Below are 26,610 nucleotides of genomic sequence, written 5' to 3' on the forward strand. Positions count from 1 at the left end.
AAGAGTGAATAGGGAACAGGGAACAGGGAACAGGGAACAGGGAAAAATAATTAATAATTTATAGATAAGAATTGATTTGATTTTTGATTTTTACCGAATAATTAAGCTTTAAAGCCTCTCCTTTAAAGAAGAAACAAGAAAAAATTCTCTTTAAGGGTCAATCCTCTCCTTGAAAAGAAGAGGAAATTGTTAATTATTAATGGTTGAAGAGAGATCTATTAGTAATAAATACAATCTATCTCTGATTTTGGCTGCTCGGAGACAGAAATATTCTGAGGTTATTTCTACTATTCCCTATTCCCTATTCCCTATTCCCTATTCCCTAAAATGATGATTTTGGCTGGTTGGAAACAGAAATATTCTGAGGTTATTTCTACTATTCCCTATTCCCTATTCCCTATTCCCTATTCCCTAAAATGATGATTTTGGCTGGTTGGAAACAGAAATATTCTGAGGTTATTTCTACTATTCCCTATTCCCTATTCCCTATTCCCTATTCCCTAAAATGATGATTTTGGCTGGTTGGAAACAGAAATATTCTGAGGTTATTTCTACTATTCCCTATTCCCTATTCCCTATTCCCTAAAATGATGATTTTGGCTGGTTGGAAACAGAAATATTCTGAGGTTATTTCTACTATTCCCTATTCCCTATTCCCTAAAATGATGATTTTGGCTGGTTGGAAACAGAAATATTCTGAGATTATTCCTGCTATTCTCTATTCCCTATTCCCTATTTCCTAAAATGATGATTTTTGCTGCTTGGAAACAGAAATAGTTTGAGATTATTTCTACTATTCCCTATTCCTTATTTCCTATTTCCTAAAATAATGATTTTGGCTGGTTGGAAACAGAAATATTCTGAGATTATTCCTGTAAGCATTCAACTATTAGCATTCAGCTATCAGCAATGTGAGTAATAGACATCTCCAGAAAAGAATGAACAGGGAAAAGGGAAAAATAATTGACAATTTATGGATAATAATTGATTTGATTTTGAATTTCTAGCAGATGTCTAATTAGTAATTATTTCTAAGCAGCTAATAGCTGAGAGCTGACCGCTGTTTGCGCAGCATTCCGCAGGAAATGCTTACTTATTTCTGCTATTCCCTATTCCCTATTCCCTATTCCCCAAAATAATGATTTTGGCTGGTCGGAAACAGAAATATTCTGAGATTATTTCTACTATTCCCTATTGCCTAAAATAATGATTTTGGCTGCTAGGAAATAGAAATAGATGGATAAGAATTGATTTGATTTTGAATTTCCACGCCTATGTCTAATGAATAATTACTTCTAAAAGCTAATAGCTCATAGCTGACCGCTGTTTGCGCAGCAGTCCGCAGGAAATGCTTACTTATTCCCTAAAACTAAGAATAAGGTTCTCCAAATATAACTACCGAACAAGTAATTTCTGACAAAACTTTAGTAGTAACATCACTAACAGATAATCCTGCCGCAGTACGTCGCCGCATAGAACGTAATACTACTAATTGATATGATTTTGCTGCCTTACTAATTACAGGAGCAACATCATCATAACGAATAATTTTAATTCTCGATTTTACCTCGGTTTTTCCTTGAGAAACAAGCAGAGAAAGTTGGGAATGAAACTTCGCAATTTGTTCCTTAGAAGTCTGGCGATCGCATACATGAAGTAGAGTTACAGAAGCTTGATTAGCATCAGCAAAAAGTTGAGCAAAACGTACAGTTCTTAATGCTTGGGGAGTAATATTTTTAACAGGTACTAAAATCCGATGAATATTAATTGGCTTTTCCAACAAACGTACCACAGCTACCGGGCAATGAGCAGACCAAAATATTCGGTCTATTATATTTCCAAATAAACGAGATTTAATACCAGTAGTATTGCGCCAACCCATGACAATCAAACTAGCATTTTTTTCCCTTGCTGTGCGACTAACACCTTTAGCAAAATCATCATAAATTCGGATTTCAGAAGTAGCATCAACTTCAAAACTTCGACTAATTTCTAAAACAGAATCTAACTTTTCACTACTCTGTTGTAAAGCCAAATTTAACTGAGGATCATCCATATTTAGATAACCTTTTACTATAGATAAAGGAATCATTAAACCCCCCTCATGTTTTGCCAACATTACTGCCATTTCAATTAAATACTTTGTTTGTCCTGGAGAAAAATATACAGGCACTAATACAACAAACTTATGATTAAAAATTCCATCAACCCTCTCAGTAAAACTATCTGGAACTTGCTGATGAGTTTCCCACCAAATCAAAGAATTATCCGAGGTAAAATCTACCTCTGGCACAGAAATTTTACTCGCAAACCTAGCAGTAAGAATCGGACCCAAAATAGAAGTAACCAACATCAAAAAAATTACACTATTAAATATTACCTCTGGCAAAATTCCTACTTGCAAACCCACCAATGCCGCAGCCAAAGTAGCAGCCACCTGTGGCATAGATAGAGACCACATACTCATCGTTTCATGCCAATTATATTTATAAATCTTTTTTGCCAAAAACGCAGCAAAAAATTTACTCCCAAGCAAACCTAAAATAATAGATAAAGTTAATTCAAAGCTAGTTAAAAAAGTATTTACAAAAGCTGACATATCCAGCAATAATCCCATATCAACAAAAAAACAAGGAATAAATAAAACACTCCCAACAAACTCTATTTTTTCCTTAACCGGACTTTTACCCACCACATCATTAATTGCCAAACCTGCCAAAAAAGCACCAACAATTTGATCGACATTAATCAATGTTGCACCCAAAGCAGCAATAAACACCACCAACAAAACAAACAAAAATTGATTACTTTCTTGATTAGTAGTTCGCCGGAAAAATTGTTTACCCACCCATTGAAAACCCCAGAGAATTACTCCCGAATAAATTGCCAAACTTCCCAATTGAATTCCTAAACTAATCGCCGAAAAATTACCAGCATTAATCGACACACAAATTGCCAGAACTAATAAAGCAGCAATATCAGTAAAAATAGTCGCCCCAATAGTAACAGTAATTGCTTGATTTCCCACAACACCCAACTGTTGAACAATGGGATAACCTAAGAGAGTATGAGAAGCAAGTAAAGAACCAGTTAAAATCGCACCATTCCAACCCAAGCCAAATATTTTGGCAATTAATGTACCAGTAATAAGTGGGAATAAAAATGTAGCAATACCAAAACCAACAGAGCGGTCTTGATTTTTTTTAAACTCTATTAAATCAATTTCTAATCCCGCGACAAACATCAGATAAACCTTACCAATATCTGATAATAACTTCATCGTTTCTGTTTCGGGGTCGAGTAATTTTAATCCATCTCCACCTAAAATAATTCCTGCCACTAATAAACCCACTAATCCAGGTAGTTTGAGACGTTCAAATAGAGGTGGCAGAGTGAGAATTACTAATAAAAGAATCGTAAATGTAACAATCGGATTTTGTGAAAGCACCTTTGTTATCCCCTATTAATGAAGTCAGAAGTCAGTAGGGGCGTTAACGATAGTTATGCGAAGCAAACGGCCGTTCGCCCCTACAGAAGTTATTTTTGTAACGGGGATTTAAGCCCCACTCCAAAAATATTTCGCCTTAAAAGACGGGGTTTTAAACCCATATTATTTTGATAAAAAAACATCCTATTATTTCTACTTTATAGTAAAGAGTAACAATTGAAGAAGGAAGAAGGGAAAAAGTAAGCATTCAGCTATCAACTATTGCTTTTAGTTCTAGATAAAAGCTTTACTAACTGTTGAAATCTCCTTTGTCTGTAGTAGAGCTTTAGCACATTAAATATTGATTTTATTACTCAAGTCCTACTACTAGCTGAATACTACTAACTGGATACTGATAACTGATAACTGATAACTGAAAAAAGGGGGGTTGACAAAAAAACTTGACATGATATTATAAGTATAATAGAAAAGGTGCGCTCATATATACTCAAATAAATGAGGCCAAAAAAACCATATTTCCCTAACTTAACAGCAAAATTAACTAGCTATCAGCTTTTATCAAAATAATTGGGTCGCGCCACCCCACCTTTTAAGGCGAAATAAAATATTTTTGCAGGCTTGCTCAAATCCTCGTTGGTGCTTCACAAAAAGTATGCTGAAAGCTGACCGCTGACTGTTTCTTTAAATTACACAGCTTGGGAAAAATTTTGAAACAAAGCTAGACAGTTTACAAAGAAATTTGATCGCTGATAACTGAAAAAAGGGCGGTTGACAAAAAAACTTGACATGATATTATAAGTATAATAGAAAAGGTGTGCTCATATATACTCAAATAAATTAGGCCAAAAAAGCCATATTTCCCTGCTAGGCAGTATGCGAGGAATTCTGATAACTGAAAAGTAATGATACAGTCTGGAAAAATCCTGAGACAACGCTACAAAATAATAGACACTCTAGGAAGTGGAGGTTTTGGAGATACCTACCTAGCTCAAGACTTAGACTTACCAAAAAAACCCAAATGTGTAGTCAAACATCTATCACCCAAAACCTCAGACCCCGCAGTTTTGCCCATTGCCCAAAAATTGTTTGATAGAGAAGCAGAAGCACTATACGAATTAGGCAAAGACTCAGACCAAATACCAAAACTATTTGCTCACTTCCAGGAAGGAACAGAATTTTACCTAGTACAAGAATATATAGAAGGGCAAGATATAAGTAAAGAACTTACCCGAGGAAAAAAATTAAGCGAGTCTTACACCATTGCCTTACTCAAAGGAATATTATCAGCATTAGCAGTAGCTCATAAAAATAATATAATTCACCGAGACATCAAACCACAAAACTTGATGCGTCGTAAGTCAGACAACAAAATAGTATTGATAGACTTTGGTGCCGTAAAAGAAATAAACGTATTAACCACAGCAAACCAACCAGGGAAAACCACCTTAACCGTAGCAGTAGGAACACCAGGATATATGCCAAGTGAACAGGCGATCGGTAAACCAAAACTGAGTAGCGATATTTATGCAGTAGGAATGGTAGGAATAAAAGCACTCACAGGAAAAGACCCCCACAATTTACCCACAGACACAAAGACAGGAAATATTATCTGGCGAAATGAAGCACAAGTAACTAACCATCTGGCAAATATATTAGACAGGATGGTACATGAATATTTTCCACAGCGTTATGAAAATTCCACAGAAGTATTAGAAGCATTAGGTTTGACAACTTCACCACAACCAACACCCACACCCACACCTATACCAGTAACAAAACCAGCAAAAATAGTATTAGCATCTACCTCTAATGCAAATATTTCCATTCAAAAATTTAAGACTGTGACAGTAAATACCAGGGGAGAAATAATCAGTCGCAGTCCAGGTCAAGCAGAAGTAATGACAGAAAACTTCGATAATGGAGTCACCCTAGAAATGGTAAAAATTCCCACAGGTAGATTTCTTATGGGGTCTCCAGAAACAGAAACAGGGAGAGAAAATAATGAAAGTCCGCAACATTATGTAGATGTGCCAGAATTTTTCATGGGAAAGTATCCAGTCACTCAAGCACAATGGCAAGCAATTATGGGAAATAATCCTTCTAGGTTTAAAGGTGTAAGGCGTCCTGTAGAAAATGTAAGTTGGAACAACGCCACAGAATATTGTCAGAAACTCTCTCAAATAACAGGTAAAAAATATAGTTTACCCAGTGAGAGTCAGTGGGAATATGCTTGTCGAGCTCGAACAACAACACCATTTTATTTTGGCAAAACTATAACGTCTGAGCTAGCTAACTATCGTGGTACTTTTACTTATGCTGATGAACCGAAAGGAAAATATCGTCAAGAAACAACAGATGTAGGAATTTTTCCACCTAATGCTTTTGGTTTGTACGATATGCATGGTAATGTCTGGGAATTGTGTGCTGATGATTGGCACAATAATTATAATGGTGCACCTAAAGATGGAAGTGCTTGGTTAGATGAAAATGAGAATCGTTCTGCGCTGCGTGGCGGTTCCTGGCTTTACAATCCTAATGACTGCCGTTCTGCGATTCGCGACTTCAACTTTAGGCGCGACAAGCACTTCGACATTATTGGTTTTCGTGTAGTATGCGATGGCGGGAGAACTCTGTAGCCCTTTTCTCTTTTCACCTTTTGCCCTCTTTCCTACATCCATCCGTACATCCGTGCCATAATCCGTTTGAGCGGAGAAGTCAGGGCAAGACAAAGATTTTGCCACCGATGCACGGATGATTAATCTGAGTCTGCATTCTGTGAAGCACCAAAAAAATCAGCAGGAGATTGCCCTTGCATCGCCAAAAAAATCATGGTAGTATGTAATTATTGGGTGTTGCTCGTACCTACGCATGACTTTTTATTCAACGCAAAAACAGCATTTTAGAAGTAAGCATATATAACGACTCAAAAGCGTACGCCAACAATAACATCAGAAGCCAAAAATCATTCTGTGAAGCACCAAAAGAAAAGATTTCTCCCATAGAGACTTTGATAAATAAACTCACAGAGCGATCGCTACCATCACAAACCAATAACTCATTCTGTGAAGCACCAAAAAAATAGGCAGGATATTCCCCTTGCGTCGGAAAAAAAATCATAGTAGTATGTAATTATTGGGGGTTGCTCGTACCTACGCATGACTTTTTATTCAACGCAAAAACAGCATTTTAGAAGTAAGTACTATATACAGACTCAAAAGCGTACGCCTACAATACATCAGGATAGTCCTGCATAGTAATGGTATACAAGAAACAAGGGATGGTTGGCACGGGAGCAAGATGCTCCCACTGCCGTAGGTCGTAACAAAAATAATGCAATGCACCACCATTACAATCCACCACCAACATTAGAAAGAAAATCATTCTGTGAAGCACCTGCAAAATATTTCTTCCATAGAGACTTTGCTCAATAAACTCACACAGCGATCGCGACCATCACAAACCAATTAATCATTCTGTGAAGCACCAAAAATATTTGCAGGATATTCCCCTTGCATCCCCAAAAAAATCATGGTAGTATGTAATTATCGGGGGTTGCTCGTACCTACGCATGACTTTTTATTCAACGCAAAAACAGCATTTTAGAAGTAAGTACTATATAGAGACTCAAAAGCGATCGCCAACATTAGAAAGAAAATCATTCTGTGAAGCACCAAAAATATTTCTCCCATAGAGACTTTAATAAATAAACTTATAGAGCGATCGCTCACAAACCAATTAATCATTCTGTGAAGCACCAAAAATATTTGCAGGATATTCCCCTTGCATCCCCAAAAAAATCATAGTAGTATGTAATTATTGGGGGTTGCTCGTACCTACGCATGACTTTTTATTCAACAGCAAAACAGGGTTTTATCAACTAAGCATATATATAGAGACTCAAAAGCGATCGCCAATAATAAAATCAGAAGCCACAAATCATTCTGTGAAGCACCAAAAGAAAATATTTCTCCCATAGATACTTTGATAAATAAACTCACAGAGCGATCGCTCACAAACCAATTATTCATTCTATGAAGCACCAAAAAAGTAGGGAGGATGTTCCCCTTGCATCCCTAAAAAAATCATAGTAGTATGTAATTATTGCGCATTACTCGTACCTAAGCATGACTTTTTATTCAACAAAAAAACAGGATTTTATCAACTAAGCATATATATAGAGACTCAAAAGCGATCGCCAATAATAAAATCAGAAGCCAAAATTATTCTGTGAAGCACCAAAAGAAAAGATTTCTCCCTCCCATAGAGACTTTGATAAATAAACTCACAGAGCGATCGCTACCATCACAAACTAATTACTCATTCTGCGAAGCACCAAAAAAATAAGCAGGAGAATCTCCTTGCATCGGCAAAAAAATCATAGTAGTATGTAATCATTGGGTGTCACTCGCACCTACGCATGACTTTTTATTCAACACCAAAACAGCATTTTAGAAGTAAGCATATATAACGACTCAAAAGCGTACGCCAATAATTAAAGGAGAAAAAAAGCGGTCGAGGGATGGCGAGGTCTCAGAGCCATATCCAATCGACCACATATCTAATCGACCAAGAGAAGAAAAAATTTTCCCTACCGCATCAATCCTCTTCTTTTCAAGGAGATGTATTTGTTAATTATTAATTATTAATTATTAATTATTAATTATTAATTGTTCAAACTTCCTCAGCCGCTTGCAAAATCAAACGACGAGCAACAGTTTGAGTACCAGTATGTTCAAAATAATTAGTAGTCAAATCGAGAAAAGCCGCCAAATAATCCAACTTATCATCAGCAATATCCACAAAACCTTGTAAATGATCAATAATCATTTGAGGGTCTAATCCCTGCGACGAGACTAAATTACTCATCCAACCCCTAACCGCATCAAAACTATTACCAATAAAATCAAGCTTACCCTCAGTACCATCACCAGGAATCAAATTATTTACCTTCTGAAACAAAGGATTTTGTTGCAGACCAGCAGAACTCATTCCCCCAATAATATCTCCCACGCGATCGACAAAATCAGGTCCCAAAGGAATCAACCCATCAAAACACACCAAAGCAACCATTCGCATCAAAGAAGGTCCACTATATTCTTCTGCCAAAGCTGCCGAAAAATCTCCTAAACTTTCTCTAGTTGGCATTCCATTTAATTTGCAGAAAGCAACCAACTCACCCACCACCTTAATCGCTAAATCAACTGCCTGAGTTTGATCGGCACTTGGGGTTAACTTATTCAGAAAACTGAGAAAAGAGATTTTTTCACCAATTTTGTTGGCCATTGCTGCCGCACCCATCGCAGCATCAGCTTTATCCAGGGTTTGGTAGGCCCAGATAGCGCCCTGATAACCTTGAGATTCGTCATTATATATCCACAAAGCACGCTCACTGATTTTTTGAATCCTTTCTAAGTCTTCTTCGCCAGTTACTTTACGAACAGTATTTCTAAAACCTACTAAATTGTTCCATTCTCCAGGTACGATGAAATCTAAAGCGCGTAATGCTGAAACTGTAATCCCACCATTGGGTAAGTCATCTACTAATGTGATAATTGAATTGTTCATAATTTATTTGTCTGTGTTAATTTTTTCTCCATTACAATTTATCCTCGTTCCGGAGACGATATTTCTATCCTAATTTGCATGGAGCAAATCTTCCGATAAGTAGTTCAAATACGATAACATCCTAACTTTTACTCTCTCTACAAGAGTTTGAAAATCAAGGAAAATATCATTCTGTGAAGCACTCGAAAAAATCGGCGGCGCAGGGAGATTTTCCCTTGCATCCTCAAAAAAATTGTGATACTGTGTGTTTAATTGGTGCTTTTCGTACATACGCATGACTTTTTATTCAACTAAAAAAATTTCTAATTTTATTTGACAAATATTCTCTAAAACCTACTACCTAAGCGCGTAATGCTGAAACTGTAATCCCACCAGTGGGTAAGTTATCTACTAATGTGATAATTGAATTGTTCATAATTTATTTGTCCGTATTAATTTTTTCTCCATTACAATTTATCTTGGTTCCGGAGACGATATTTCTATCCTATTTGCATGGAGCAAATTTTCCGATAAGTAGTTCAAGCACGATAACATCCTAACTTTTACTCTCTCTACAAGAGTTTGAAAATCAAGGAAAATATCATTCTGTGAAGCACTCGAAAAAAATCGGCGGCGCAGTGAGATTTTCCCTTGCATCCTCAAAAAAATTGTGATACTGTGTATTTAATGGGGTTTGCTCGTACCTGCGCATGACTTTTTATTCAACTAAAAAAGTATTTCACAACTATAACAGGGAAAAGTTGGAAAAACATTTTCTAGTCTAAGATTCGTCATTCGTGTAAGTCCTAACCAATTATTTCTTAGCGATAAAAATATTTAATTTCAGATTATAGCGATCGCCAAGCTTATAGAATTTTGAGGAAGCACTTTAGTAATATTTTTCCTTCAAGTTGATCAATAGTCTCTAATGAGGGTTTGCGCTTCACTAGTCTTTTAGTAGGGGTAGGAAACAGGAGACAGGAGAAATAGGAATTTAAAGGAGGTAGGAGTAAGAATTGTTCCTTAATTTTTCTACCATAGTCAGCCCAAAATACTAGCTTTTTGAGCTTTTTGCACCGAAAATCTGGCACTTTTTTGAACCCCAAAAAGACTAATACCTTTATTTATCAATACTTTGAGAACTAATCAGCAAGCCCTAATTATATTTAATATCATGTCTCTTTAAATAACCACTTCGGAAAAATTTAGGGAGTAGGGAGTAGGGAGTAAGGAACAAAGGGAAATTTGAAGAATATTCTCTCTGATAGAGAAGAAAATCTTTATTATAGCGTTCTTAATAAGACTTGATATAAGCATTCAGCTTTTAGCTTTTTAATAAACAATGTAAATAGATTTATGAAGTCAAGGGAGTGTGATTTGAGAGTAACTTTTAATTCTTTCTCAATGTATCAATAACAATTCCTGCTTAACTCAGCAATGGATTAATAGTTGATAGCTAATAGCTGAATGCTGAATGCTTACAATTATATGCACCTAATTCTTTTAAATTAGTAATAGTTGAATTTGACAAACCTGTTACTCCTGAAATCTCGATATTTTCATAAGGTCTGTCGCCCTGAAAAGAATTAATTATTTTACCCGCATTAATATCCCAAACTTGAAATTTTTCTCTATCTCTACCTATAACTAAGAAATTGGAATCTGAACTAAAAGCAAGAGACCAAATTGAGGAAAATTTTTCTTGTAATATTTTGATTGATTGACTATTTTTAATATCCCAAATATTTACAATTCCATCGTAAGTACCATAAGCGATAAATTTACCATCATAACTACAAGCCATAGAAATAATTGGTTTACCAAATTTGCCTAAAGTCTCAATACATTCTCCAGTAACTACATCCCAAAGTTTAACTATTCCAGTAGTTTGCCCACTAACTAAAATTAAACCATTAAAATTAAATCTAATAATATAAGAAGCTTTTTCTTGTATAGTTCTCTTACATTCTCCGGTGACTATATCCCAAAATTTAATAATTGAATGACCGCCACAACTTGCAATTGTTTTTCCATCAGGACTAAAAGCAACAGAAAGTATCGGGCGAGAATGACCGTAGAAAGTTTTTAAACATTCTCCTGTTTGAGAATTCCAAATTTTTACAGTTCTGTCGCTACTACCACTAACTATTTTCGTACTATCTGGGCTAAAAGCAATCGACCAAATACTATCATTATGTCCTTGCAATATTTTGTGAGATATTTGATGATTAGTAATTTCGTGAAGATTATTTTTAGTAAGGCTATCTATCTGCCAAGCTCGGATAATATTATTTCTATTACCGACATTTGCACAAGCTATAAATTTTTCATCAGGACTAATAATTAATGAAGAAAGCCAATCTTTATGTTCAAAAAAAGTAGATAGACATTGATTAGTATTTACATCCCAAAATTTAATTGTATATTGACTGCCACTCACAATTATTTGAGCATTTTTACTAAAAATAACCGAATGAACAAAATCTGCACGACCTTGTAAAGTTTTCAGACATTTACCTGTAGTTATATCCCATATTTTTACTGTTCTATCGACGCTAGTTGTAGCTAAAATATTTTTACTACTAAAAGTTATAGCGTTAATTTCTGAAAGATGCCCTTCTAAACTTTGTAAAAATAAACCTGTCTGAATATTCCAGACTTTAACAATTTTTTCTCCACTACCAGTCGCCAAATTTTCACCATTAATACTAATATCAATCAAGGAAATATGATAGCTCTGAGATTTGAATGTATTTAAACATTTACAATTATGTACATCCCAAATTTTTACAGTTTTATTTTCTAAACTAGAAGCTAAAATCTGATTATTATCGATAATCTTGACTGATAAAATTACGCCACTGTTCGTGTTAAAACTATTGGTAACTGTTCTTGTGTTGATATCCCACAAATAAACCACACCATTTTCACAACCAAAAGCTAAGAGACCTGTTTGAGGGGAAAGACTTAAGGCAGAAATACAACTCTCTGATTCAATCAATATATCTGAATTACCAGTTTCTAAATTCCAAGATATTATTTGTTTTTCTGAGTAACCAAATAACTGACTTCCATCGAAATTAAAAACAATACTTTTGACTATTTGATTGTTCGGTGAATTTAAAGTAAAAATACATTTTCCTGTAGCAACATCCCAGATTTTTATATTTCTATCTCTACTAGAACTAGCTATTTTTTGATTATCGGGACTAAAAGTAATAGAATCAACTATAGTTGTATGTTCTTGATGTTTAAAAATTTGTCGATTTTCTTGCCATTTCCACAAACAAACCTCACCATCAATACTTCCCGTAACTAAAAATTCTCCACTCGGACTAAAAGCTAGACTAAAAATAATACCAAAGGTATCAGTGAAAGTTGTTTTGGCAAAATTACTATTCGTAAAATTAACATTGTTTAAAGTTATCCCCTGTAAATTTCCTTGGCAAATACTTAAATCGGAGAAATCTTTGTCACTGATTTTTACAGATAAATTAGATAGTATATTCAGAATATTTCCCGCAACATATCCAGTAAAAGACGGAGACTTTCTGCGGAAGCGATCGAGCATTTTCATCAAATAACTCTCAATTTCCTCCTTACTGCCTAAAGTCATTTCTAAACGTTCAATAATTGGTTTAATAATTAGACGTTTTTGTATTTCTTGAATATAATCCGATGCCGTAGCTTTAAGCAAAGCATGACTTTGAAATAGTAAAATTTCACCACAGATAATTTCGTAAGATATTCTTTCAATTAAATTTAGAGTTACATATTCCATAACTACTGGTTGTAGTGAAAATTTAGAGCTATTGTGAATATCATCTCTAGTTTTTTCAATTAGGGAACGACGATGTAATGAATCTAATATTTCTAGTAAACTAAACTGATTAATCGATCTTAATTCCAGAGTTGATTCATTCCTATTCCCATTTTCAAACTTAGGTGACAATAAATCATCCTTTAATTCGGTTATAGCCACAGCATCTCTGTTGATAGCCAACCAATATAATACAGATTTTTCTAATTGTGATAAATGCTGAAATTGTCGATTAATAAGATTACAAATATCACCAAATACCGTTGTACTTTGAGCCAGAAAATCATCAACATTACCATCGAATAAATCCAATATAGTAGTTGCAATAACTTTAAGATATAAAGGATTACCACCATAATTATTAATCAACTCTTGTAAATCTAAATCTCTAGTATCAACAATTCCTTTAGCTTTAAAAATTTCCTTGATTTCTGAAATACCCAAACCGCTAATTTGTAATGAACGAACAGGTAACTCTTTGCCTTCAATAGCAGCAATTTCTTTTGGCTTCTCTCTAGAAGTAATTAGCAAACAACTTTGATGATTTGTTTCCCCTACTTTTTGAAAAAAATCACCATAACCCTCATATCCTTCCAGATAATTACCAGCATAATTACCCTCCGAAAAAATAGCATCAACATTATCCAAAATTAATAAACAACGTCGATTTTTCAGATATCCAATTAACTTATTAATTATCAGAGTAATATTTTTCCCTAAATCTGTTTCCTCTCCATTAGATAAAACCTGTAAAAAATTAGTAATAATTTCTAAAAGTGGTGGTGCATTCCGTAAAGAAAACCAAATTGAACACTCAAAATATTGACTCAAATTTTTAGTAACTTTCGCGGATAAAGTAGTTTTCCCAATTCCACCAATTCCAATTAATGTAATTAAACGACAACCATCATCTACAACCCATTCTTTGAGTATATTTAACTCTTCAGAACGACCATAAAAAATCGAAACATCTGGAGCTTCATCACAAAAATAATTATTTCGTTTATTATCCCTTGGTATTTCAACCTTATTATTCACGAAATCTAATTTTGTATAATCACTAGGATTTAACTCCAAACCAAAACCACGAAAAAAACGATCTAAAGTACGTTTATCAACACCAACTTCTCGACGTAAAACCTTAGAAATAGTCGTCGGATCGAGTCTAGTTATTTCACTCAAATTTTCAATAGTATAAGGTTTGACAGAATTTTCTTTACTTTCTTGAATTTGTTGAGCATTATTTAGTTTATGCCATCCCTCACTTGTTAGAATAACTCCTCGTTTACCTCTGCTTCGTCCAGCCATAGTAGAATTACCCATTATTTACCTCTTATTCTTCCTCAGCATAATTATTATCAATCTGGAAGTTATGGATTTTTATGGAAGTTTTACATTTTTATTTGATTTATTATTGACTATACTGTTATGACAAAAATATTGAAATTGTTAGGGTTCAGAACACTTGATACTCAAATATACAAATAATTTTTTATAACTTCCCGAACTTCCCTGGTGTTAATAATTAACAGATGCAATGATACTTACAGATGGAATTACAAAGACATTCAAATTTTCCAGTTAATGGTTATTTTTAAAATCTACTTTCATCTATATTAACGAATAATTTACCAATTGATAATTAGCAATTAATTCATTAGGTTGAAAGTTTCTCCTAATAATTGATAATTGATAGTTGATAATTGCCTTCAAAAATAATTATCCATTATCCATTATCCATTGTTGATTATCAATTGTTAAAGAAGTAATTATCCATTATCCATTAATGAAACGAGGTACATAATGACTCAAATTAACACCAATAATCTACCATTATGGGTTCAAGATAGAGAGGAAGTATTAAAATCCAGTCAGAACGTAGAATGGCGTAATGGAGCAGCACCAAATTATACTGCTTCTACTAAAAATCTAGCCAAAGAAAGTAAATATAACCACACAGAAAACTCTCTTGAATCAATTGTACAAAATTTAGTACGAACATTCGATATTGAGGCAAATTTTAAAACAAATCCTCAAGACTGGTTAACTGTAGTTCAAGATAAATTCCGTATGAGTACAAACGGTGGAACTAATTATCAATTACAAGATTTAATAGACTCAGGTACTTACAAATTATTGATAGGTAATACTCAGCATTATAAAGCTTCAGAAGAAAGTTTTGAGACTTCCACAAATCTCTTTCATACTGCATTTCCCGAAGGTTTTTTATGGGAAGTCGTAGAAGTTTATTCTCCCCCACCAACAATTGTTGTTAAATGGAGACATTGGGGACACTTTCGAGGAAATTATAAAGATTATGTTTCTACAGGAGAAACAATTGAAGTTATTGGAGTAAGTATTGTCAAAGTTAGTGATGATTTAAAAATTCTTTCATTAGAACACTATTATGACAATACAAAATTTTTAGATAGTCTAACATCCGGTGGTAAAGCTACTGCTGAAAAGCAACAAAAATCATCCGGAGGAACACAAACTTCTAATTCCTTACAACAGAAATTTATGGGTTTTATCAAAAACTTTTTGCCATTGAAAAAAAATCCAAAAGTCTCTAATTCACCAGTAAGTCGCTGTCCTTTTGCAGCTTTTATGCATTGACATCCTCCCCTGCCTAAAGGCGAGGGGATTCCCACATCACTGTGAGACCTTCCTCTTTCGTCGAGTCAACTTACTTGCCTGAGTTTCCTCATTCAAGCAGAGGTCGTTCTCTCCAGAGGCGTGACTTTCCCTGTGCCCCAGGGTAGTTGCTAATTCTCTTAATGCTGATTGGAGTATGTTGATTGCTGCATTCTCATCCCTGTCGGCAACATAACCACAGTTTGGACATTGATGAGTCCTGGTGCTGAGGGTCTTGACAACAGTTTCACCGCAGCTTGAACAATTTACAGACGTATATGCAGGTTCTACTGCTACTACAGGCACACCATAGACTCTGCCAAAATACTCCAACCATTCTCGCTCACCTGTACCATGCTGCATCTGCTATAGACTTCGCTAACTTATGGTTTTTCATCATATTACGCACTTTCAGGTTTTCTATCGCTACCAAGTCGTTAGATTGTATGACGCGCTGTGCTAATTTAACTGCCCAGTCGTTACGTCTGCGTGAAACCTTCAGATGCGCTCTACCTAACCTATTCCTAGCTTTACTCCTATTTTGACTACCCTTTTGAGTGCGAGAAAGGCGACGTTGTAGTTTCTTGATTTTACGTTCACCTTGTCTCAAAAATCTCGGATTATCTACTTTTTCACCAGCTGAGTCAGTGTAGAAATGATTTAAACCTAAGTCTATTCCTAATTGCTTTCCTGTAAGATTTTTCTTCTCCTCCCTAGTATGGTCAATTGAGAATTGAGCATAGTAGCCATCATGCCTTCTGACAACTCTGACTCGTTTGATTTGATTGATTTGATAGAAATGAAGGTTTCGACTACCCCAAAGTTTAAAAGTACCTGCTTGAAAACCATCAGTAAAAGTTAAATAGCGTCTATCTTCTGATAGTTTCCATCCGCTAGTTTTGTATTCTACTGAGTCTCTCACAAGGTATTTTTTAAACTTGGGAAAACCTTTCTTACCAGCAACATTAGCTTTACAGTTTCGATAGAATCTTTCTATTGCTGCCCATGCTCTCTCAGCATGAGCTTGTCTAGCCATTGAGTTGAGTTGCTTTGTCCAGGGAAACTCTCGATTGTGTGCTAGTTTTGTGCAGTATTTGTAGGCATCGTTACGACTATGAATTTCTCTATCTATCCATGCTCGGATAATGCGATTGCGCACAAATCTACCAGTCCTAATGGCTGAATCTAGCTGATTATATTGGCCTTGTGTGCCTTGCAACTTCATTTCATAGATGAGCATAGAAATGTTTTATCGTTTAATGCCACGATAAAACCTTACCACACAGTTGAGCATATCTGTAACTATATGCAATAATAAAGTCCCCCTAAAAGGGGTAGGCACCTACCCCAATTTTCCGGTAATATTGTTTCTAGTAGGGCTAAAGCCCTATCTAAGACTTGCTGATTAACTTTCAAAGCCTTTATCTGTAAATATTTTAGCCTCTTTAGAGTAAAAATATGATTGTGTAGATTGGAAAAACTGGAGTATTTTTCAATCGTAAGCATTCAGCTGTCAGCCATCAGCTATCAGCTATTACTTTTAATTTAGGATAAAAGCTTTATTAATTGTCTGACTACAAAAGTTGCCTCCCTTGCTCTTAAAGTCAGTTGTTAATTTAAACACTGTCCTTAAGAAGAAGGTCTTGTTGCTGAAGGCCACAGTTCCTCCGTAGGAGGCTAGCTGACAGCGAGCTAGCTGAATGCTTGCTTTCAATCTTTTTCCCATATTGCCTCTGTAGCTTTTAACTTTTAACTTTTGACTTTTGACTTGCCCTTGGTGGTAACTCCAAAGGTATTTGCCCTAATAAACCCTTACGAAAATCATCCAAAATTCGTCTAGCAGTACGCTCAATATCTCCTTGGTAAAGTAGATTTGCTAGTTCATGTAAATAACTTTCACCTGTATAATTACTCGCTTCTAAATCATAACGAGATTTTAAACTAGAGACAGAAACAAAACCATTACTATCAACCTCTAGAGACATCAACAAATCAATCAAACTAGCAACAATTCGCTGATTATCATAAGCAGCATCCCCAATATCCTCACAAATAGCCAACTTAATCGCATCCTCTTCATTTTTAATCCTACTAGGAATTACCCCAGGAGCATCCAACAATTCAATCTCATCAGATATCCGTACCCATCTTAATTGCTTAGTCACACCAGCACGTCTAGCACTCTCAACAACCTTCCTCTTCAACAACCTATTAATCAGAGCAGACTTTCCCACATTAGGAAAACCAATAACCACAGCACGAACAGGACGAGGTAACATCCCGCGATCGCGCCTTCTTTGATTAACAGCACGACCAGCTTCCCGCGCCGCCTTGGCCACACCCTTCACCCCATCACCCAACTTAGCATTAGTAAAATAAGGCACTTGTCCCTCAGCTTCAAACCATTCCTGCCAAATCTTCATCACATCCGAAGAAATCATATCCATACGGTTCAAAACTAATACCCGCGCCTTATTCCCCACCCACTCAGACACCTGGGGATGATTAGTAGTCAGCGGGATACGAGCATCTCTAACTTCCAGAACCACATCAACCCGTTTCAGTTGTTCCTTAAGATTTCGTTCGGCCTTCGCAATATGGCCCGGATACCATTGTATAGTCATTAATTTAGAATTTAGAATTTAGAATTTAGAATTACCTCTTCTGAATAAATTAAGAGGATTGGAGCATTAGAATTTATAATTTATAATTTATAATTTTACCAATTTGAAAAAAGAATGCTACAAAAAGGTACATATTCATCGGATATACTTAGAAATAGCTGCTCCAGTTAATTTGAGATAGTTATATCTATTTTTTTTCCCTTTTTTTCAAAATTTACCCCTTCTTCCTTCTTCCCTATTCCTTCTTTCGTACGGACGTTGCATAAGGGCGTCCCTACCATTTGTAACAGACATTTATCAAATTGGAATTACCTCTTCTGATAAATTAAGAGCATTGGAACACAAGAATTTAGAATTTAGAATTTAGAATTACCTCTTCTTAATAAATTAAGAGGCTTGATACCTGAATTTTTCGGTAATTATTGGGAGTACCACCGCCCATCGCCCAAATGGCCAAATAAATTTAGGATCGTATTTGCATTATTCAGATGTAGCATCTTAATTGTGATTCAGGGAAATCTTTCATGCAAATTACCAATACGATTCATTTCCGAAACCTAAAAGGAGATATTTTTGGCGGGTTGACTGCCGCAGTGGTGGCCCTACCAATGGCACTAGCTTTCGGAATTGCTTCTGGAGCAGGTGCTGCTGCGGGGATGTGGGGAGCAATCTTAGTCGGATTTTTTGCCGCTTTATTTGGTGGCACCCCCAGTCTAATCTCTGAACCAACTGGACCAATGACGGTCATTGTCACCGCTGTTATCGCCGAATTAATGGCCGTAAATCCTGAAAATGGTCTAGCAATGGCCTTTACCGTGGTGATGATGGCGGGTATCTTTCAAATCCTATTTGGAGTCCTGCGGTTGGGGAAGTATATTACGATGCTTCCTTATAACGTCATTTCTGGCTTTATGACAGGAATTGGTGTGATTTTGATTTTTTTGCAAATTGCGCCGTTTATCGGTCAAGAAACTCCCTCTGGTGGAGTAATTGGCGTGATAAAGGCTTTCCCTAATTTGATTGCCAATATTAATCCATGGGAAACGTTGCTAGGATTAATTACTTTAGGAATTTTGTTCTTTTGTCCCGCCAAACTAAAAAAGTTAGTCCCTCCCCAACTAATAGCTTTGGTAATTGGCACAGCGATTTCTTTAATTTTCTTTGGAAACATTGAAATTCGGACGATCGCTACAATTGGAGAAATTACCCCCGGTTTACCACAACTGCAAATGCCTACATTTACCGCTGAAAATTTACGGTTAATGTTTGTGAATGCCATGGTTTTGGGTATGGTGGGTTCTATTGATTGTCTATTAACTTGTTTGGTGTCAGATAGTTTGACCAGAACTGAACATAAATCTAATAAAGAATTAATCAGTCAAGGGGTGGCTAACTTAATTACAGGTTTATGCGGTGGAATTGCTGGTTCTGGAGCCACAACAGCAACTGTAGTTAGTATCCAAGCGGGGGGACGCACCGCTTTAGCTGGCATTAGTCGTGCTTTAGCACTGTTGATTGTTGTGTTATGGGCGGCACCTTTAACTTCCGGAATTCCCCTAGCTGTGTTAGCAGGAATTGTCTTAAAGGTGGGAATTGATATTATTGATTGGGGTTTCCTCAAACGGGTTCACAACATTTCTTGGAAAGCTGCCGGAATTGTTTATAGTGTGGTACTCCTCACGGTATTTGTGGATTTAATGGTAGCGGTTGCCGTGGGAGTTTTTATCGCCAATATTTTAACCATTGAACGTCTCGAAGAAATGCAATCTCAGTCTGTAAAAGCGATTACTGATGCAGACGATCAAATCGTAATGACTGATGAAGAAAAGCAAATTTTGGATTGGGCAAATGGCCGAGTTTTGCTGTTTCATTTGAGCGGGCCAATGATTTTTGGAGTAGCCAAAGCAATTTCCAGAGAACATAGTGCCATTGATAATTATGATGTGTTGATTGTCGATTTGAGTGAAGTGCCAATTCTAGGGGTGACTTCTTCTTTAGCGATTGAAAATGCCATTCAAGAGGCGATTGACGCTGGACGAAATATAATTATGGTTGGAGCAACTGGAAAGGTAAAACGTCGGTTAGAAAAACTGGGAATTGCTGGCTTAATTCCAGAGAATTACTGGATGGGCAATCGCCTGACTGCACTTCAGGAAGGTTTACAAATAGTGAAGCAAAAACAAACCTCTATCTATGAAGATATGCAAAAACCTGCTGTTCCAAGTTCTTAATCCTATTGTTCTCACAGAAACAGGATTTTTCCCAACTTGATTTGGCAAGGGGTCTCCCGTTATAATCCGCGATTTAACGGGAGGGAAATTGCCAGCAGCAAATTAAACAGGTATCAATGGTAATGAATAATGAATAATTAACAATTAATAATTATCAGAATTTAATTTAACTAAATAAACATCTAATAATTAACAATTAATAGTTAATAATCATTATCTTTATTTCATGATTAATTATTCATTATTAATTATTCATTATTTATTGTCTTTATTTCATGATTAATTATTCATGATTAATTATTCATTATTTAAGGTACTACCAAAATTGGACAAGGAGACAGATTAATAATCCGGTTACTGACACTATCAGTAGCTCCTTCCTCACTCAAACCAGTACCTCGGCAGCCAATCACAATTAAATCCGCATTAATCTCATCTGCCACATCACAGATAGTAAAAGCCGGATGGCCTTCCCTTTGGATTGTTTCAGCTTCAATACCCTGCTCGGCAAATAGAGCCTTAGCTTCCTCTAAAAGTTGGGTAACTGTTTGCTCAGAAGTCATTTCTGGGTGAAATGCTTCCTGGCCTTCTGAAACTACTTCTCGCACTGAAATTACTACCAAGCGAGCTTGATATGTCTTGACAATGTTAATCACTTTATCCGCAGCTTCGCGAGCTTCTCGGCTACGGTCTACAGGAAATAGAACTGTTTTAAACATAGAAGTATATGTGACGTTCTCCTACATTAAATCAAAAATTATGATGTAGGCTTCCCAACCTCACGGATAGGGTTTTCTGTTTTGCTGGCGCAACGCTACGCGAACACAGGGAGTGCAACCACTTAACCCTCCGCAGACAGAAACGGTGAGACCCACCGCCTTTTTGTACTAAACAACCCTGTACCCCAATTCCCTCAATAGTTTGAGCTTTTCACGGGTTGAGCGCGAACTTCACCAGTTGAACCCCATACTCACTATTTGTTTTCATGGTTCTCTCAGGTGCGTACTACCGCTTACTGCTTCATAAAACTGATACAAAGCGTCACATAACGTGACAAGTTGATGTTTACTTCCTGCTGTACGGACGTTGCATGCAACGTCCCTAAGGCCGTCGGTGGTTACTCATCCACAGGCATTGAGGTCAAGCCAACCGCATCTCTACACTCTATACTTACATTTAAGTCTTTGTCAATTAACATAACTAAAAAAGTCCTCAAACCCTTACTACGCCCTTCCTAGTAGGGAGCGGGATTTCTGGAAAGGTCTATGTCTATATGGATAGACTGCCAGAAATGCGAATAGCAGCGATTAGTGCAGAAGATACAAATTTCACCCTCGTTACTACTTGCGTGTGAGAACTAGCGTATTATGTCGATAAATCGCGCAAATTGTTAACTAAGTAGAAACTCTCAGTCTAATCACAATAACACAAAAAAAGCACACAACGGAAGCTCTAAGTGGACGCTACGCGGTTTATTTGTTGGTCGGCAATTCCTCTGTCGTTAACATTTGTATAGTGGGAGACCCCTTGCCGACATCAAAGTTGGGGCATGGACTCCGATAAAATGTTTACCGTGAACGAATTGGTGTAACCTAATTTTATCCATTTATGAGCATTTTATCCGCTTATGGGCCATACCCCATTAATGGACATTGATAAAACAAATACTTAGGAGATTAATCCTGTGACAAAAAAAACTGTAGCAAATTTATCGGCATCTGACTTATCTGGCAAAAAAGTACTCATGCGGGCGGACTTTAATGTGCCTGTTGATAATGGTAGTATTACAGATGATACTAGGATTCGGGCAGCTCTTCCCACAATTCAAGATTTAATTGGCAAAGGTGCAAAAGTTATCTTGACTAGCCATTTTGGACGTCCAAAGGGAAAAGTAAATGAGGATATGCGTCTGACTCTTGTGGGAGAAAGACTCTCTGAAGTATTGGGTAAGGAAGTTAAAAAGTGTGACGACTGCATTGGTGAGGAAGTAGCTTCTACTGTGGCAGCGATGCAAGATGGTGATGTAGTGTTGCTGGAGAATGTTCGCTTCTACCCTGGAGAGGAAAAAAATGACCCAGAGTTTGGCAAGCAACTTGCTTCTGTAGCGGATGTATATGTGAATGATGCTTTTGGAACTGCTCACCGTGCTCATGCTTCCACTGAGGGTGTGACTAAATATTTGAGTCCTTCTGTAGGTGGTTATTTAATTGAAAAGGAATTAAAATTCCTCCAAGGTGCAATTGATAATCCCCAAAAACCTTTAGCTGCTATTATTGGTGGTTCTAAGGTTTCTAGTAAAATTGGTGTGATTGATGCTTTGTTGGATAAGTGCGATAAGCTGCTGTTGGGTGGTGGCATGATTTTCACTTTCTACAAAGCTCGTGGTTTGAGTGTAGGTAAGTCTTTGGTTGAAGACGATAAGTTGGAATTGGCGAAGTCTCTGGAAGCTAAGGCAAAAGAGAAAGGCGTGGAGATGTTATTACCTACTGATGTAGTTGTAGCTGATAAGTTTGACCCAGAAGCTAATACTCAAACCGTTAGTGTTGAAGCTATTCCTGATGGTTGGATGGGTTTAGATATTGGACCTGACTCTGCAAAGGTTTTCCAAGATGCTTTGGCAGACTGTCAAACTGTGATTTGGAACGGTCCCATGGGTGTGTTTGAAATGGAGAAGTTTGCTAAAGGAACTGAAGCGATCGCGCGTACTCTTGCGGATAAGCAGGATGCTATTACTATTATTGGTGGTGGAGACTCTGTTGCTGCTGTGGAGCAGTTGAACTTGGGTGAGAAAATGAGTCACATTTCTACTGGTGGTGGTGCTAGTTTGGAATTGTTGGAAGGTAAGGAATTACCAGGTATTGTTGCTTTAGACGAAGCATAAATTGCTTTAAGCGAACTCGGTAGGTGCTTCTCTGTTTTACACTCTAAAATAGGGAAGCATTTTACATTTTTGAAGAAGTTATAGCAGTTTTCATTAATATCATGTCCGGTTGAACAGTTATAAATCAACGACGGAGGAGTCAGGTAGGAGAGCCGTCGGATTGGCGGGGTACAGGAGGACTGAGTCACAGGGGAAGAAAGAGGAGGAGAAGGAGAAAGTTTTTTATCAGTAATGAGTCACAGTCGATGGGGGTATCGCTACCCTATTCATTATTCATTATTCATTATTCATTATTCATTATTCATTATTAATTGTTGAAACCAATGCTACCGGATTTGATCTGATATCATGTCTGCTCGGGTAGCGCGATAGAACTCCGTTCCGCGCTGCGAACATAAAAATTTTAGGTGTTAGATGGCGCGATAGTAGGTGTAAATTCAAGAGGGTACACCGGAAATGGAGCGCAAATGTAAGATATTTATTCAACATTTATGAGGAGAACATTTTTATTATACTTACAGCAGTTTCGGAGTTAGTGAGGTACAAAATTTAGGACTTTAGGCAACAGCTCCGGAAGGCAACAGAGAATTAATAAACTGTACCTCACTATCCTAAAAAGTGCTGTAATCATTCGGACCTGTCATGACTCGTTATTTATAACTATTAAACCGGATATCATATAACTCATTATCCAATCCTTGAGTTTGAAAACGGGTGTGTTAAGTTAAGTTCTTCAGGACTTACGCAGAGACTCTACAGATAGCTAGTGCGAATGCCATTTGCGTTCCGAAAGCTCCGAATTGCACCCCTACAGATGGTGCTTTAAAAATCCATTTGCGTAAGTCCTGTTAGAGATGAATATTTAAGTTAATTTTTATTAATTGAAGATATGTTTTTTGACTTTACAATTTTCAACTATAGCAATATAAAAAAAAAATTAAATAAAGAAATATTACAGGAAAAAGATTAAATAAAGAAATATTAAAAAAAAAAGATGTATCAATTTTGTTGCTATACGGTTTGATACTCAATGCTTTTCAAAGCTACTATGAATGTATCAATTTTGTTGCTATACGGTTTTATGATCAATGCATTTCAAGCCTACTATATATATATAGTTATAAATACGAGTTTTTACTAATACTTTTATGAAGGGATAATGAAGATGTAAGTGAATTTCATGAAGATTCAATGAAGATTCGATGAAACTGTATTTTTCCTCTTGCAGTTTTCAAGAAAAACGAAATAAGATAATGACATCAAGCAAATTTTATGGAGTTCTATCGAATCATGTTAAAAAATACTTTGTTCACTGCTGCTACCACTATCGCTGTTGTTGGTTCTTCTCTACCTGCTTTTGCCAACGTTGTACTGCCCCCTAATCCTCAAGAAGTACCTGAACCCATGAGTGTGATCAGTCTGATGGCATTCACTGGAGGTAGTTTGCTAGCTGTAAAACGTGGAGATTCACAAAAAAAAGGTGAGTAACAAAGGTTAAATATTAATTGGGGTGACAGCTATATAGAGGTCACCTTTGATTATCTGTTCTATTCACATCCCTTTTTACTTTTTGTTAGAGATAGCATTTGCCAAGGCGCTTAGGACATAAACGAGAAACATAGCGTTGGCAGAGCAAGTGCGGCAGCTATATCGCCTCTATGAGATAGTCTAATAATTTGATACTTTTTTCTGTCCTAACCGCTCTGGCAGTTGCTATACAAACTATTAGCAAGATTGAAAATCTGAAAAATAGGTGTTGCATAATTGCGGGATGATCATCACATTTGCACGCATCTGAAAATGTTGATAGATCAAAACAAATTTTTTGACACATATCAAAATCATCTCATGGTGATGCAACGCCGAAAAATATCCTGTATTACCCGCTCCATTCATACCAAATCCGGTTATCAAAAGTACCTTTTTCAAATTCATCTCTAACGGGACTTTGATATTTTTGACGGTGAAAATGGCTTCAAATTCAACGGTAGCAAAGAAAATACGTCAACAGGCTAAAAATGGCTTAAACCTAGATATATCAAGACATAGATTTTTGAGTTTAAAAGCTTGCACAGCAAGGATTCAAGGCTTTTTTTAAGGCATTTTTTGCTAAAGTGCCGCTAACCCTTCTGCCTTGCCTTCATAATAAAGCTTCTGTCTAAACCGGATTTAGTATTACATCCATTTTTACTTTTTGTTTAGAGACAAACTATGAGCAATATTAACAATCTGAAAAATATTCTGCCTGAACAGGTTACAGTCACCGCTATCCAAAGAAATATTTCAGAAGGCGGACCGCAAGGTCAAAACTTGGATATTGCCTTGGGTGAACCCAGTTATTTCGATCTGAAAATCAATGATTCCACTAACCTTATCAATGGTTCTTTTGATAGTTATTGTATAGATTTTGATGCAGCATTAACATTTGCTGGATATGATTATAATGGTGATGGGGACACTGACGATCAAGATGTTAACCTGCCAACTTTCGGTGTTGATGCTGACGAGACAGATCCAACAGATTTCTCAGCTTCAGTCTACTCCAGCTATGACACAAGTATTTATGATGAATTAACGAATCGTGGGGTACAGAATCCTCAGAATTTAGGTATGGTCAATTGGTTAATTAATAACCAGGACACATTTATCAATCAAGGATTTAGTGCAGCTGATATCCAAACAGCAATTTGGGAATTAATAGATGGTACTCCCAACCTCAGTAACGATTTCAGAAATTATTTCACTGATATGTTTGGTGGAATTAGTGATGCCAATGTAGCTGCAATTGTTATTGAAGCACAGAATAATGCTGATTTTGTCCCCCAGGAAGGAGAAAAAGTAGCTGTTATCCTTGTACCACCAGATAACAATCAAATCATCATTGCTGGTGTGGAATTATCTCCTCAATTCCTTGCTTCTTTAGGAGACAAGGTATTTTTTGACACTGATGGCGATGGTATCCAAGATGATGGAGAAAATGGAGTAGAAGGAGTAACTGTCACCTTAACTGGTGGTGGAGAAGATGGTATAATTGGCCAAGGGAACGACGACACCACAGTAACTACTACCACTGATGCAGATGGTATGTATAAGTTCGAGGATCTCAACCCTGGTGAAGAGTATAAAGTCACATTCTCTGACTTACCGGAAGGATTTGAATTCACCGCTCAAGACCAAGGTGGCGATGATGCTGCTGACTCCGATGCTGACCCAAGCAATGGCATGACAGATGTAGTCATCCTAGCACCTGGTGAAGAAAATCTAGATGTGGATGCAGGAATTGTCGCAACTCCCACAGGTACTATCGGAGACACCATATTCCTAGACGAAAATGGCAACGGTACACCAGATACAGGTGAAGGAATAGCAGGAGTAGAAGTCAAATTAGATATTGATAGTGATGGAACATTTGATGCCACCGAAACTAC

General features: G+C 36.5%; 15 protein-coding genes and 1 pseudogene. 7 read left to right on the forward strand and 9 right to left on the reverse strand.

Features of this window, described 5'->3' with window-relative positions; translation table 11 throughout:
• Positions 1-1,369: 1,369 nt before the first annotated feature.
• Positions 1,370-3,448 (reverse strand): cation:proton antiporter, encoded by a 2,079-nt coding sequence (locus tag F6K23_RS20510; RefSeq protein WP_293159240.1) that lies wholly within the window; start codon positions 3,446-3,448, stop codon positions 1,370-1,372.
• Between the two features lie 905 nt (positions 3,449-4,353).
• On the opposite strand from F6K23_RS20510, the gene F6K23_RS20515 reads away from it, so the two are divergent.
• Positions 4,354-6,084 (forward strand): bifunctional serine/threonine-protein kinase/formylglycine-generating enzyme family protein, encoded by a 1,731-nt coding sequence (locus tag F6K23_RS20515; RefSeq protein ID WP_293159310.1) that lies wholly within the window; start codon positions 4,354-4,356, stop codon positions 6,082-6,084.
• Between the two features lie 244 nt (positions 6,085-6,328).
• On the opposite strand, the gene F6K23_RS20520 is transcribed toward F6K23_RS20515, so the two are convergent.
• The gene (locus F6K23_RS20520) at positions 6,329-6,565 is read right to left on the reverse strand and encodes a hypothetical protein (protein WP_293159242.1); all 237 of its coding nucleotides are present in this window, start codon (positions 6,563-6,565) and stop codon (positions 6,329-6,331) included.
• Between the two features lie 164 nt (positions 6,566-6,729).
• Between F6K23_RS20520 and F6K23_RS20525 the strand changes: the two genes are divergently transcribed.
• Positions 6,730-6,879, forward strand: a complete 150-nt coding sequence (locus F6K23_RS20525) for a hypothetical protein (RefSeq protein WP_293159244.1) — start codon at positions 6,730-6,732, stop codon at positions 6,877-6,879.
• A 168-nt stretch (positions 6,880-7,047) separates the two neighbouring features.
• On the opposite strand, the gene F6K23_RS20530 is transcribed toward F6K23_RS20525, so the two are convergent.
• From F6K23_RS20530 to F6K23_RS20545, 4 genes are all read right to left on the reverse strand, one after another.
• Entirely contained in the window at positions 7,048-7,191 is a 144-nt protein-coding gene (locus F6K23_RS20530; protein WP_293159245.1) for a hypothetical protein, read from the reverse strand.
• 108 nt (positions 7,192-7,299) lie between these two features.
• A complete protein-coding gene (locus F6K23_RS20535) occupies positions 7,300-7,476 on the reverse strand; it encodes a hypothetical protein (protein WP_293159246.1) in 177 nt (58 codons plus the stop codon).
• A 643-nt stretch (positions 7,477-8,119) separates the two neighbouring features.
• Entirely contained in the window at positions 8,120-9,013 is an 894-nt protein-coding gene (locus tag F6K23_RS20540; RefSeq protein ID WP_293159248.1) for a hypothetical protein, read from the reverse strand.
• Between the two features lie 1,435 nt (positions 9,014-10,448).
• The gene (locus F6K23_RS20545; RefSeq protein ID WP_293159250.1) at positions 10,449-14,135 is read right to left on the reverse strand and encodes a WD40 repeat domain-containing protein; all 3,687 of its coding nucleotides are present in this window, start codon (positions 14,133-14,135) and stop codon (positions 10,449-10,451) included.
• A 480-nt stretch (positions 14,136-14,615) separates the two neighbouring features.
• Here F6K23_RS20545 and F6K23_RS20550 point away from each other — a divergent pair, with 480 nt between their 5' ends.
• The gene (locus tag F6K23_RS20550; protein WP_293159252.1) at positions 14,616-15,428 is read left to right on the forward strand and encodes a SnoaL-like polyketide cyclase; all 813 of its coding nucleotides are present in this window, start codon (positions 14,616-14,618) and stop codon (positions 15,426-15,428) included.
• A 36-nt stretch (positions 15,429-15,464) separates the two neighbouring features.
• Here F6K23_RS20550 and F6K23_RS20555 read toward each other — a convergent pair.
• Together F6K23_RS20555 and ylqF are read right to left on the reverse strand one after the other, a co-directional pair.
• Positions 15,465-16,686: pseudogene (locus F6K23_RS20555) on the reverse strand (RNA-guided endonuclease InsQ/TnpB family protein).
• 502 nt (positions 16,687-17,188) lie between these two features.
• Positions 17,189-18,070: a ribosome biogenesis GTPase YlqF gene (ylqF, locus tag F6K23_RS20560; RefSeq protein WP_293159254.1), complete on the reverse strand. Its 882-nt coding sequence runs from the start codon at positions 18,068-18,070 to the stop codon at positions 17,189-17,191.
• Between the two features lie 524 nt (positions 18,071-18,594).
• Between ylqF and F6K23_RS20565 the strand changes: the two genes are divergently transcribed.
• On the forward strand, positions 18,595-20,301 hold the full coding sequence (locus F6K23_RS20565; RefSeq protein WP_293159256.1) for a SulP family inorganic anion transporter: 1,707 nt from the start codon (positions 18,595-18,597) through the stop codon (positions 20,299-20,301).
• Positions 20,302-20,609: 308 nt separating this feature from the next.
• Here the strand turns inward: F6K23_RS20565 and F6K23_RS20570 are convergent, their stop codons facing one another.
• A complete protein-coding gene (locus F6K23_RS20570) occupies positions 20,610-21,020 on the reverse strand; it encodes a universal stress protein (RefSeq protein WP_293159258.1) in 411 nt (136 codons plus the stop codon).
• 965 nt (positions 21,021-21,985) lie between these two features.
• Here F6K23_RS20570 and F6K23_RS20575 point away from each other — a divergent pair.
• The 3 genes from F6K23_RS20575 to F6K23_RS20585 all read left to right on the forward strand — a co-directional run.
• Positions 21,986-23,182, forward strand: coding sequence for a phosphoglycerate kinase (locus tag F6K23_RS20575; RefSeq protein WP_293159260.1), 1,197 nt, complete (start codon positions 21,986-21,988; stop codon positions 23,180-23,182).
• Between the two features lie 1,290 nt (positions 23,183-24,472).
• Positions 24,473-24,670 (forward strand): hypothetical protein, encoded by a 198-nt coding sequence (locus F6K23_RS20580; RefSeq protein WP_293159262.1) that lies wholly within the window; start codon positions 24,473-24,475, stop codon positions 24,668-24,670.
• A 723-nt stretch (positions 24,671-25,393) separates the two neighbouring features.
• Positions 25,394-26,610, forward strand: a 1,217-nt coding sequence (locus tag F6K23_RS20585; RefSeq protein WP_293159264.1) for an SdrD B-like domain-containing protein, incomplete at its 3' end; no start/stop codon positions are given.

Origin of the sequence: Okeania sp. SIO2C9 (genome assembly GCF_010672455.1) — a bacterium.
Lineage (GTDB): Bacteria > Cyanobacteriota > Cyanobacteriia > Cyanobacteriales > Microcoleaceae > Okeania.

Excerpts from the sequence above, each read along its gene's own strand:
- F6K23_RS20540 (WP_293159248.1), bottom strand. The coding sequence starts at position 9,013 with ATGAACAATTCAATTATCACATTAGTAGATGACTTACCCAATGGTGGG.
- F6K23_RS20545 (WP_293159250.1), bottom strand. The coding sequence starts at position 14,135 with ATGGGTAATTCTACTATGGCTGGACGAAGCAGAGGTAAACGAGGAGTT.
- F6K23_RS20570 (WP_293159258.1), bottom strand. The coding sequence starts at position 21,020 with ATGTTTAAAACAGTTCTATTTCCTGTAGACCGTAGCCGAGAAGCTCGC.
- F6K23_RS20580 (WP_293159262.1), top strand. The coding sequence starts at position 24,473 with ATGTTAAAAAATACTTTGTTCACTGCTGCTACCACTATCGCTGTTGTT.
- F6K23_RS20535 (WP_293159246.1), bottom strand. The coding sequence starts at position 7,476 with ATGAATAATTGGTTTGTGAGCGATCGCTCTGTGAGTTTATTTATCAAA.
- F6K23_RS20530 (WP_293159245.1), bottom strand. The coding sequence starts at position 7,191 with ATGATTAATTGGTTTGTGAGCGATCGCTCTATAAGTTTATTTATTAAA.
- F6K23_RS20520 (WP_293159242.1), bottom strand. The coding sequence starts at position 6,565 with ATGATTTTTTTTCCGACGCAAGGGGAATATCCTGCCTATTTTTTTGGT.
- ylqF (WP_293159254.1), bottom strand. The coding sequence starts at position 18,070 with ATGACTATACAATGGTATCCGGGCCATATTGCGAAGGCCGAACGAAAT.
- F6K23_RS20565 (WP_293159256.1), top strand. The coding sequence starts at position 18,595 with ATGCAAATTACCAATACGATTCATTTCCGAAACCTAAAAGGAGATATT.
- F6K23_RS20550 (WP_293159252.1), top strand. The coding sequence starts at position 14,616 with ATGACTCAAATTAACACCAATAATCTACCATTATGGGTTCAAGATAGA.